The organism is Sabulibacter ruber, from assembly GCF_017355955.1.
Classification (GTDB): Bacteria; Bacteroidota; Bacteroidia; order Cytophagales; family Hymenobacteraceae; genus Nibribacter; species Nibribacter ruber_A.
Genome location: NZ_JAFFID010000006.1, coordinates 301,368 through 311,609, shown reverse-complemented (window position 1 = coordinate 311,609; position 10,242 = coordinate 301,368). Strand labels below are relative to the sequence as shown.

The following is a 10,242-nucleotide window of genomic DNA, read 5'->3' as shown; positions in this document are numbered from 1 at the left end:
CCCTGGCTATGTGGGCCATGATCGGCATCGGGCTGTTCAACTCGGTGATGTTCCCCACCATCTTCGATTTGGCCATCAAGGGGCTGGGCGCCGACACCAGCCAGGGCTCCTCGCTCTTGGTGATGGCCATCGTGGGCGGGGCCATCGTGCCGCCGCTGCAGGGCCTCTTGGCCGACGCGACGGGCAACGTGCAGCTCTCCTTCACCGTGCCCCTGCTCTGCTACGCCTACATCGTCTTCTACGGCTTTAGCGGCTACCGCCCCCGGGAGGGCAGCCATAGGCCATAGGCGGACGGAGCCGCCCCGGGGCTGTTTTCCAGGAAATAGCCTCCAAACGCCTTCCCGGGCTGAGCCCCGGGAAGGCGCTTGGAGTTGACCTGGAAACCCTCGGTTGATGGTTTCTGGTCAAATCTGATTTCTGGTAGGGGTTATTACTGGTTGGCGCCAGAGGAGTTGCGTAGAATGAGCTTGGTGGGTAATACCACTTCTGACCTGTCCTTTTCTTCAGGCAGGTCTTCCAGTTTCCTCAGAATGATTTCAATCAGCTTCTTTGATATCTCTTCCACGGGTTGGGCGATAGCGGTGATCGTGGGATTGTACAGTTTGAAAAAATCCAGGTCATCAAACGCAACCACACTGATCTCTGAGGGAATAGTCAGGTTAAGTTTATTCAAAGCATCAATGCCCCTGGTCGCTAAGTAGTTGGTGGAGAATAAAATCGCATCTATTCCTTTGTTTTTCCTCAGAAACGAGGCGATTCGATCGGCATGATGTTCAAAAGTCGCTTCATAATTCACCTTAAGGATAGTAGGGTGCAACCGGTGGCCCTTCATGCCGGCTTGGTAGCCCGCCAAGCGGTCCTGCATTTGGGTTTGGTTTGAGTTCAGGGTGATAAAAGCAATGGTTTTCCGTCCTTGCTCTGCCAGATGGTTAACAGCCTTGTAGGTAGCATCAAAATTGTCCACCATGACATGGTTGGTGAGAAGGCCGGGGATAAGGCGGTCAAAGAGCACCACCGGAAGGTTGTCATCCAGAAGGGACTGAATGTCTTCTCTTATGCCTTCCGGGGGAGATATGATATACCCGTCAATGTTTCTCTCACGGAACATCTTTATCAGCTCCCGGGTTTTCCCTGGCTTGTTTTCGGTGCTGCAATAGATGATTTTGTAGCCTTGCTTAAAGGCGTTCTCCTCAATGTGCCGGGCGATACTGGAAAAGAAATCGTTGGAGATATCCTCCACCATAAGGCAGATGATTTTCGACTTACCGGTCCTAAGGCTTCGGGCTATCTGATTGGGCTTATAGTCAAGTTCCTCTACGAGCCTAAGCACACGATCTGTAACCTGTTCGCTGATGCGTTTTTCTTTCGCTTTCCCATTGAGAATGAAAGAGACAGTCGTGATGGATATATTGAGTTGCTGAGCGATGTCTCTGATAGAAAGCCTTTTCTTCATTCTTCTAGGTAGTTGGTAATATTCACTGTTCCCCCACTATCATAAACCAATCTCATAACTATGCGGCAGCAGGGTTAAGCCTGAAGGCGATTACCTTGGCAAGCTCCTAAGCATCTGCCAAGGAGGGGATTGGTAAACCTATGATTAACGCTTAACAGATTAACTATCCTGCGAGATAAAATAACCGCAGCAGGAATCGTACTGGAACCAGCAGGCTGGGCCTGGTTAAAGGGGTGTTTCTCTTCAATCGGGACTGAGGGGATAACGCGAGATAAAAATAAGGGAAAGCCTCTTTATGTTGATTTCCCTGTGTTCCTCAAATATCAACATAAAGAGGCAAAAAAGGAAGCGGTACCAGGTAGCCCGTCCCTTGGATTCACCGGCATTTACCTCTACCTGCTTCTGGAACACGGCCTTGCCCTTGCCATGGAACAGGGTGACTGTGCAGGGCCTTGGGACGGCCGCTGGAACAGCCGCGCAGGCACTTGGGAAGAGCGGACGTACAACCAGAACAAAGCAGGAGAAATGCCCGACAGATCGCATCCCCGCTTGCACCACTATGGCTTGTCAGACATAGTGGTGCAAGCGGGGATGCTCAGGACGTCGGCGGCGGACCGGCTTCTTGGCCCCATGGCAAACATTATCGGCCCAATGCGATCTCAACCGCTTTCTCTGCATGGATCTTCGTAGTTTGGAAAAGGTCCACACTGATATCACCAGGCTTGATTAGGAGTTCTATCTCCGTGCAGCCCGCAATGATCGCCTCTGCCCCGCTTTGAACCAGAGAGTCGATAACCTCCAGGAAGCGCTGCTTGGACTTGTCCGTTATGGTTCCTTTTACCAGTTCTTCATAGATGATGCGATGAACATCTTCGCGGCCTTTGTCATCGGGAACGATCGTTTCGATGTTGAATCTATCTTTGTACCGCGACCTTAAGAAGTCATCCTCCATTGAGAACTTTGTCGCCAGGAGCCCCAGCTTCCTGTACGATTTTTTTTGTATTTCCTCTGCTGTGGCATCCACGATGTGCAAAAAAGGGACATTGATGCTGCCCTCGATATCGGCTGCCACCTTATGCATGGTGTTCGTGCAAAGGATTATCATCTCAGCTCCACCCAGTTCCAATCTATGGGCGGCGGAAACCATTCTTTCGGATAGTAAGTCCCACCGTCCCTGATGCTGCAGGCGCGCGACCTCGGCAAAATCCACCGAGTATAAAAGGCAGTCGCACGAATGTACTCCCCCCAAGAGAGCCTGTGTTTTTTTGTTGATGATCCGGTAATACAGATCCGAGCTTTCCCAGGACATCCCACCTATCAGCCCTATTGTTTTCATATCTTTATTTGCTTTTGAACGTTGCCGCATAATTACCATTATTCCGACAAGCCGTCAAATGGCGACCGCAATGGACATGGTATCCGGAAGGGGAGTCCGCGCTTTATTGCCCTATCCCATACCGGGATAGGGCAATAAAGCGCCGGCAGTTTCGGCACCTATCCCTTGGCCGTGAGGTGAAAAGGGAGGAAAGGGGTGAAGCCTGTGCATCGTTTTTGCAAAAACGTTCTCTTCTGGCCAAGACTGCATTTCTTGTCGATGTCACTCCTCCAACCAGGACCTCTCTGCGGGAATCCCTGCGTATCCCCGGTTCTCCCGCGGTATGAGCTTCAGGGAACAGGTTGATGATGGGGCCATGTGCATGTTCACGGAGGGTCAGGGAGAGAATGGGGCAATGTTTGCACCCGGCGGCGGGAGAGACAGAATGTTTGAGGATACCAGAAGCAGATAAGTTCCCCTTCAACGGTTAGGGCATTCCCTAAGCGGCATTGGCTTATACCCGAGTAGGCCGGAACTCTGCCTTGGGTGCCCTTCGGAGATGGCCAGTAAAATACTGAGGCTGGGGAATGGAAGGAGAGGGGCCCTGCGAAGTTGCCTATCAATGGTTCCGGCCGCCTTTGCATGGGTGCGCTAGACAGAGAGCTTCCCCACCATCTTTACCCGGTACGGGTCAAGCCCCTTCCTCCGGCTGACCGCCTCCCCGAAGGAAGTAAAGGTCTGCCTTGAGGCCAGGAGGCCGAGCATGGCCCCACCCCGCCCAGCCAGAAGCCCCTGGACGCAACCGAAGCCCAGCTCGCTGGCCAGCCTCCTGTCGAAGGCCGACGGGGCGCCGCCACGCTGCACGTGTCCGAGGATGGTGACCCGGGTATCCAGGTGCGGCAGAGCATCCCTAACCCTCGTCGCCGCCCCGTGAGCGCCTCCCTCTATCCCTCCTTCCGCCACGATCACGATGGAGGAGGACTTCGCCCGCTGCCACCTGGCGTTAAGGGAATCCAGGAGGTAGGACATAGGAATTGGCTCTTCCGGGGTGATTACCGCCTCGGCACCGCCGCCGATGGCGCAGGACACCGCGATAAACCCCGAGTCTCGCCCCATCACCTCAACGAAGAATACCCGTTCATGGCTGTCGGCCGTGTCCCGGATCCTGTCTACGGCGTCGAGGGCCGTGTTCACGGCTGTGTCGAAGCCAATGGTGTGATCGGTGCCGAACAGGTCATTGTCAATGGTGCACGGCGCGCCCACGATCGGGATGCCGAACTCTTCCCCGAAGATGCGGGCACCCTGGAATGTCCCGTTTCCGCCAAGGGCCACCAAGCCCTCTATGCCATGTTTCCGGAGCTCCCCGTATGCCTTCCTGCGTCCCTCCGGGGTGAGGAACTCCTCGCTGCGGGCTGATTTGAGAAGGGTACCGCCGGTATGCACAATGTTGCTGACCGAAGATGGCTGCATCCTGAAGACATCGCCGCTGATCATGCCACTGTAACCACGCCTGATTCCATACACTTCCATGCCCTGGTAGGTAGCCGTGCGTACCACCGCCCTGAGACAGGCGTTCATGCCAGGGGCATCTCCCCCGGAGGTAAATACCCCAATCCTTTTCATCATAGTAAACATTCGTTTCATTTGAATATAATGCTCCCTGGCTTAGCCGCGGGCAAGCCTGCCCCGAGCGAGAAGCGGCAACATGTCGCCTTGCCAGCTGGCCGGCTTCCATCCCTCCCCGGTGAAGGTGAATACAGGCTGAGGCAAGCTAACGGCGGTATCAGGGCAATCCCTTATTTATGATTGTCCCTGCGGTGATCACAGCAGAAGGTCGCCTGCCGCCTCCGGCTGGTAGGGGATGCCCTCCACTTTGTAGGTAACGGTGCCGTTGCCCACCGGCCACTCGATCATATCGCCTACCCTGCAGCCCAGTATCGCCGTGCCGACGGGGGCCAGCACGGAGACTTTCCTGTGGGTGATGTCCGCGTCTTTGGGGTAGACGATGGTGATCTCCATCTCCGCCGAGCTCCTCATCTCCCTCAGCCGCACGCGCGAGTTCATGGTGATCACGTCGCTTGGCACCTCCTTGGAGGCAACCACCCTCGCCCGTTTCAGTTCGCGGCAGAGCGCCTCCACCGACTGGGTCCCGTTCACCATCCGCTGAGCCTGCACCATATTGTGCAGCCGTTCGTAGTCTCTTTCGGTTAAGTATATCGTGTTCATGTATCTATGGATTTTGGTGGCTTTTTAACGCACCTACGTTCCGTCCATTCCCCTGGGGCATTAGGGCGAACGGTCGATCTACCTGCATAGGCAAAGACCATCATCGGGCCTATTCCGTGGGGCCGGGTAAGTGGATGGGACAGGAGGTAAGTGGGGTCGGAAGGTACGGAAGGGCTACAGTGCTGAGGCGCTGCGCAGCCCGTACCAATGGATGCAGGAGGGAGGCCTTCGGTCCGGCATGAAAGCCAAAGACCTAGGCCTGCTTATTGAAGACCTTGGGTGCTGTATAGAAGGAAAGGCAATACCCGTTCAGCACATCACTCAGGGAGAAGTGATGTGAGGCCGCGACGAAGCCGGTGGATGGCTTAGATAAGGAGTAAAAGGTCCTGTCTTGGGGCAGCACGGTTCTATTGCTCTTGTTTACCCAAATAAAGGCAAACATATCCATTAAAGCAACTGAGGTGCCGGTATGGCTGCAATCAAAGCGAGTGCAGCGGGCAAGTATCCCTTTCAAGGGTACAAGCCCGCTGCACAGGTTCAGGTGAGCCGCGCGGCCTATTGCCAGCCCCCACCCAAGGAGCGGTACAGGTGCACGGTAGACTGCAGCACCAGTTTCTGGGTGTTGACCAGGTCCAGTTCGGCCTCCAGCACGCTCCGCTGGGCGGTGATGATCTCCAGGTATGAGGCGTACCCCGCCCGGTACAGCTCATTGGAAGTGCTCACCGCATTCCGCAGCACCTCCACCTCCTTGGCCTTGGTCTGTGAAACGGAGCTGAAATTCTCAAAGGCCCTCAAATTCGTCATCACCTCCCGGAAGCCCGTCTGCACGGCTTTCTGGTAGGCATAGAAGGCCTGCAGCTTCTGGACTTCCGAGCGGCTCAGCTGGGCTTTCAACCCACTCCGGTTCAACAGCGGCGCCGACAATCCCCCCACAATCCCGTACGCCACCGAGGCCGGGGCGGAGAAGAGCAGGGAGGCCTTGAAGGCGTTCAGCCCCACATAAGGCGATAGGCCCAGCGAAGGGAGAAACGCTTTGCGGGCGGCGGCCACGTCTGCCTTGGAGGCCTCCAGCAGCAATTCCGACTGCCGGATGTCGGGGCGCTGCAGCAGCATCTGGGAAGGCAGCCCCACCGCGATCTGTTCCGGGATCCGCTGCCCGCTGATGGTCTTGCCGCCCCCGATCTCCTGCGGATACCTGCCCAGGAGCTGGTTCAGGTGGTTCTGCACCGCCACGATCTCCTGCCGTTTGGCGGTGCGCAGGCTTTGGGTGTTGAGCAGCTGCGCGGTAAACTGCTGTACCCCCAGCTCGGTGGTGCGCCCGGCGGTTTTCTGCAGTTGGCTAAGCTCCACGGCCTTCTCCTGCAAATCGATGTTCTTGTCCAGGATCTCCAGCTCGCTGTTCAGCGCCAGAAGCTCATAGTACAGGTGCGCGACATCGGCCACCAGGGAGGTGACCACCAGCTTCCGGCCTTCCTCCGAGGCCAGGTACCTCCCATAGGCGGCTTTCCGGTAGTTCCTCAGCTTTCCCCAGAGGTCGATCTCCCAGGAGCTGCGGAGCCCCAGGAAAAAGTCCGGCACGGCGGGCTCAGGGATTCTCCGTTTCCCATTGATGTTGGGAGAGAAGTTGGTGTCATAGTTCCCCACCCCGTCCATGGTGTAGTCACCGTATCTGTCCACGCCGGCAGAGGCTACGGCCTGCAGCTGGGGGCGCAGGAGCCCTCGGGTATAGGTCACCTCGGAGCGGGCCATCTCCACCTGCTGCACGGCCGCCAGGGCGTCCGGGTTGTGCTGCAGGGCAGAGTCAATGAGGCTGACCAGGTAGGCGTCGGTGAAGTAAGCGCGCCACTGGACTTTGCCTACCGCAGCGGCGGAATCCGCTTTGGGGCCAGATTCTGAAAAAGAGGCGGGAATCGGGGCAGGGGTAGGGAGCTGGGCCTGGTTGCCCACGGTACAGGCGCCCAGCAGCGCCAGCACCAGTACCCCCAGGATATAATTCAGGTTCGTTATCTTGTACGTCATGGAAAATCAGAGTGGAGTTGGTTCTCGGCCTTGGCTAGGCCATCTGCAGTTCTTTTGAGTTCTTCTTTTTACCCATTCTGGCGAACAGGACATACAGCCCCGGAATCAGGAGGATCCCGAAGACGGTGCCGATGAGCATGCCGCCCGCCGCCGCCGTGCCGATGGAGCGGTTCCCCATGGCCCCGGCCCCGGAGGAAATACAGAGCGGGATGAGGCCCGCCACAAAGGCGAAGGAAGTCATCAGGATAGGCCTGAACCGGGAAACCGCTCCCTCTGCTGCGGCCTGCAGGACGGAGGCACCCTCCCTGTGGCGCTGGATGGCGAACTCCACGATGAGGATGGCGTTTTTCCCCAGCAACCCGATGAGCATCACCAGAGCCACCTGCGCGTAGATGTTGTTCTGGAGGCCCATCACCTTCAGGGCCAGGAACGCCCCGAAAATACCGGTGGGCAGGGAGAGGATCACCGGCAGCGGCAACAGGAAGCTCTCATACTGCGCGGCCAGCAGCAGGTACACAAACAGCAGGCAGACCAGGAAGATGTAGGCGGCCTGGTTCCCGGACAGGATCTCTTCCCGCGTCATGCCAGACCATTCAAAGGTGTACCCGCGGGGCAGGACTTCCTCGGCCACCCGCTCAATGGTGGCGATGGCATCCCCGCTGCTGTAGCCGGGTGCGGCGCCCCCGTTCACCATGGCCGAGGTGTACATGTTGTAGCGGGTCAGCTGCTCCGGCCCGTACACCCGCTCCATGGTCAGGAAGGAAGAATACGGTACCATCTCCCCCCATTTGTTCTTCACGTGCAGGTGCAAAAGGTCCTCGGGCTTGGAGCGGTAATGGGGCGAGGCCTGCACCATCACTTTGTACATCTGCCCGAACCGGATGAAGTTGGAGGCGTAGTAACTGCCCATCAGGGTCTGCAGGGTGCTCATGGCATTGTCGATGGTCACCCCTTGCTTTGCCGCCATGCCCTGGTCCACCGAGATCAGGTACTGCGGGAAGTTAGGGTCGAAGTTAGAGAAGGCGCTGCTGATCTGAGGGGTCTTCTGAAGTTCTGAGAGGAACTTGTTGTTCACTTCCGCGATCTCTTGCAAGGTCTGGGTTTTATCCCGGGCCAGCAGGCGCAACTCAAATCCGCTGGAGTTCCCGAAGCCGGGCACGGTGGGCGGCGGGAAGAACTCAATGCTGGCGTCTTTCAGGTGGCGGGTGCGCTCCTCCAGCAAGGCAATGAGCTCCTCCACCGATTCCTTCCGGTCATCCCAGGTTTTCAGGTTGATCATGCCCATGCCATAGGAGGCACCGGCGGCTTCGGTCAAAAGGCTGTATCCCGCCAAAGTGGAAACGTTCTCCACGGCGTCCATTTTCTGCGCCTCCCGCTGGATCTGGTCCAGAATCTCCTCGGTACGCTCCACCGTGGCTCCGGGAGGGGTGGTGACGTTCACGTAAACCATGCCCTGGTCCTCGGTGGGGATGAAGCCGGTGGGTAAGATCTGGTTCAGTCCCCAGGTGCCTACCAGAAAGACGCCTAAGATGGAAAGGGTGACGGCGTTTCGGCCGGCAATGCGCAGAACGGTGTTCTTGTAGACGCCTTCCACTTTGTCATAGCCTTGGTTGAAACGGCCGAAAAACCGGTTCAGCAGGTTTTTCTTGCGGGGCACGCCATGCGTGTTCTTGAGCAGGAGGGCACAGAGGGCAGGCGTCAAGGTAAGGGCATTCACCCCGGAAATCACAATGGAAATGGCCAGGGTAAGCGAGAACTGCCGGTAGAAAACACCCACCGGGCCCTCCATGAACGCCACCGGCACAAACACCGCCGACATCACCAGGGTAATGGCCACAATGGCCCCGCTGATCTCGCCCATCGCCTCCAGGGTGGCTTCCCTGGCGGAGAGGTGTTTCTCGGCCATTTTGGTGTGAACTGCCTCCACCACCACAATGGCGTTGTCCACCACAATCCCGATGGCCAGCACCAGCGCAAAGAGGGTGAGCAGGTTGATGGAGAACCCAAGCGTCTGCATGAAGAAGAACGTACCTATAAGGGAGACAGGCACCGCCAGCACCGGAATAAGGGTAGAGCGGAAATCCTGCAGAAACAGGAAAACCACAATGGAAACGAGGATGAAGGCCTCAATCAAGGTTCTGATCACTTCCTCCATGGAGGCATCCAGGAAGCGGGAAACATCATAGGCGATGTTGTACTGCATGCCCGGCGGGAAGGACTCGGCCTTCAGCTCCGCCATGCGGGCTTTCACATTCTGGATCACCTCCTTGGCGTTGGAACCGGGGCGCTGCTTGATCATGATGGAGGCAGACGGACGCCCATCGGTTTTGGAGACCATGCTGTAGTCCATGGAACCGAACTCAATGTCGGCCACGTCCTTGAGCCGAAGCACGGAACCGGAGCCGTCCGATTCAGCCCGGATGACCAGGTTTTCGTACTGCGAGGGATCGCTGAACTTACCGGTGTACTTGAGCACATACTGCAGCATCTGCTCTGTTTTGCCGGAGCTCTCGCCGGCCTTGCCGGGGGCGGCCTCGATGTTCTGGGCCTGGATGGCTTCGATCACTTCCTCCGGGGAAACCTTGTAGGCCAGGAGGCGGTCCGGCTTGAGCCACACCCGCATGGAGTACTCCCGGGATCCCAGGATCTCGCAGAAACCCACCCCGTCAATCCGCTTCAGCTCCTGCAGAACGTTGATATCGGCGAAGTTGAAGACGAACTTCTCGTCGGCTTTGGGGTCGTCGCTCATCAGGTTCAGGTACAGGAGCATGGAGTTCACCTCCTTCTCGGTGCTTACCCCGGCTTTGATCACCTCCTCGGGAAGCTCATCGATAATGGTGCTGACCCGGTTCTGCACGTTCACGGCCGCTAAATCCGGATCGGTGCCCACCTCGAAGAAGACCTGGATAAGGGTTACCCCGTTGTTGCTGGACACGGAGCTCATGTAGGTCATGCCCGGCACCCCGTTGATGGCTCTCTCCAGCGGAGTCGCCACGGCCTTGGTGCAGACCTCGGCGTTGGCCCCGGTGTATTTGGCGGTCACTGTCACGGAGGGCGGCACGATCTCGGGGAACTGGGTGATGGGCAGCTGGATAATGGCCAGAAGCCCCAGAAAAACGATAAAAAGGGATATCACCAGCGACAGGATGGGTCGCTGAATAAATAATTTCAACATTGCTTTATTTTCTAAATACCAAACCATGGGCATAGGAAACCCCTATGCCGTACC

Annotated in this window: 6 protein-coding genes and 1 pseudogene; 1 reads left to right on the top strand and 6 read right to left on the bottom strand. The window is 57.2% G+C overall.

The annotated features are described in order from the left end of the window. Positions 1–287, top strand: a pseudogene (locus JT719_RS23150) (MFS transporter); the annotation flags it as partial. 143 nt (positions 288–430) lie between these two features. Here the strand turns inward: JT719_RS23150 and JT719_RS23145 are convergent. The 6 genes from JT719_RS23145 to JT719_RS23120 form a co-directional block, all read right to left on the bottom strand. Then, positions 431–1,453, bottom strand: a complete 1,023-nt coding sequence (locus JT719_RS23145) for a LacI family DNA-binding transcriptional regulator (protein ID WP_207436133.1) — start codon at positions 1,451–1,453, stop codon at positions 431–433. 640 nt (positions 1,454–2,093) lie between these two features. Beyond that, a complete protein-coding gene (locus JT719_RS23140) occupies positions 2,094–2,789 on the bottom strand; it encodes an aspartate/glutamate racemase family protein (RefSeq protein ID WP_207436132.1) in 696 nt (231 codons plus the stop codon). Between the two features lie 630 nt (positions 2,790–3,419). Next, complete coding sequence (pfkA, locus tag JT719_RS23135; protein ID WP_207436150.1) at positions 3,420–4,391, bottom strand: 6-phosphofructokinase; 972 nt, start codon at positions 4,389–4,391, stop codon at positions 3,420–3,422. A 198-nt stretch (positions 4,392–4,589) separates the two neighbouring features. After that, entirely contained in the window at positions 4,590–4,994 is a 405-nt protein-coding gene (gene rnk / locus JT719_RS23130; RefSeq protein WP_207436131.1) for a nucleoside diphosphate kinase regulator, read from the bottom strand. Between the two features lie 555 nt (positions 4,995–5,549). Then, positions 5,550–7,013 carry an efflux transporter outer membrane subunit gene (locus JT719_RS23125; protein WP_207436130.1) on the bottom strand — a complete coding sequence of 488 codons (1,464 nt, stop codon included), beginning with the start codon at positions 7,011–7,013 and terminating at the stop codon, positions 5,550–5,552. Between the two features lie 34 nt (positions 7,014–7,047). Further along, positions 7,048–10,188: an efflux RND transporter permease subunit gene (locus tag JT719_RS23120; protein WP_207436129.1), complete on the bottom strand. Its 3,141-nt coding sequence runs from the start codon at positions 10,186–10,188 to the stop codon at positions 7,048–7,050. Positions 10,189–10,242 lie beyond the last annotated feature (54 nt).

What these genes read in the sequence shown, in the direction of transcription:
- JT719_RS23145 (WP_207436133.1), bottom strand. Translation starts at nt 1,453, where the DNA reads ATGAAGAAAAGGCTTTCTATCAGAGACATCGCTCAGCAACTCAATATA.
- JT719_RS23140 (WP_207436132.1), bottom strand. Translation starts at nt 2,789, where the DNA reads ATGAAAACAATAGGGCTGATAGGTGGGATGTCCTGGGAAAGCTCGGAT.
- pfkA (WP_207436150.1), bottom strand. Translation starts at nt 4,391, where the DNA reads ATGAAAAGGATTGGGGTATTTACCTCCGGGGGAGATGCCCCTGGCATG.
- rnk (WP_207436131.1), bottom strand. Translation starts at nt 4,994, where the DNA reads ATGAACACGATATACTTAACCGAAAGAGACTACGAACGGCTGCACAAT.
- JT719_RS23125 (WP_207436130.1), bottom strand. Translation starts at nt 7,013, where the DNA reads ATGACGTACAAGATAACGAACCTGAATTATATCCTGGGGGTACTGGTG.
- JT719_RS23120 (WP_207436129.1), bottom strand. Translation starts at nt 10,188, where the DNA reads ATGTTGAAATTATTTATTCAGCGACCCATCCTGTCGCTGGTGATATCC.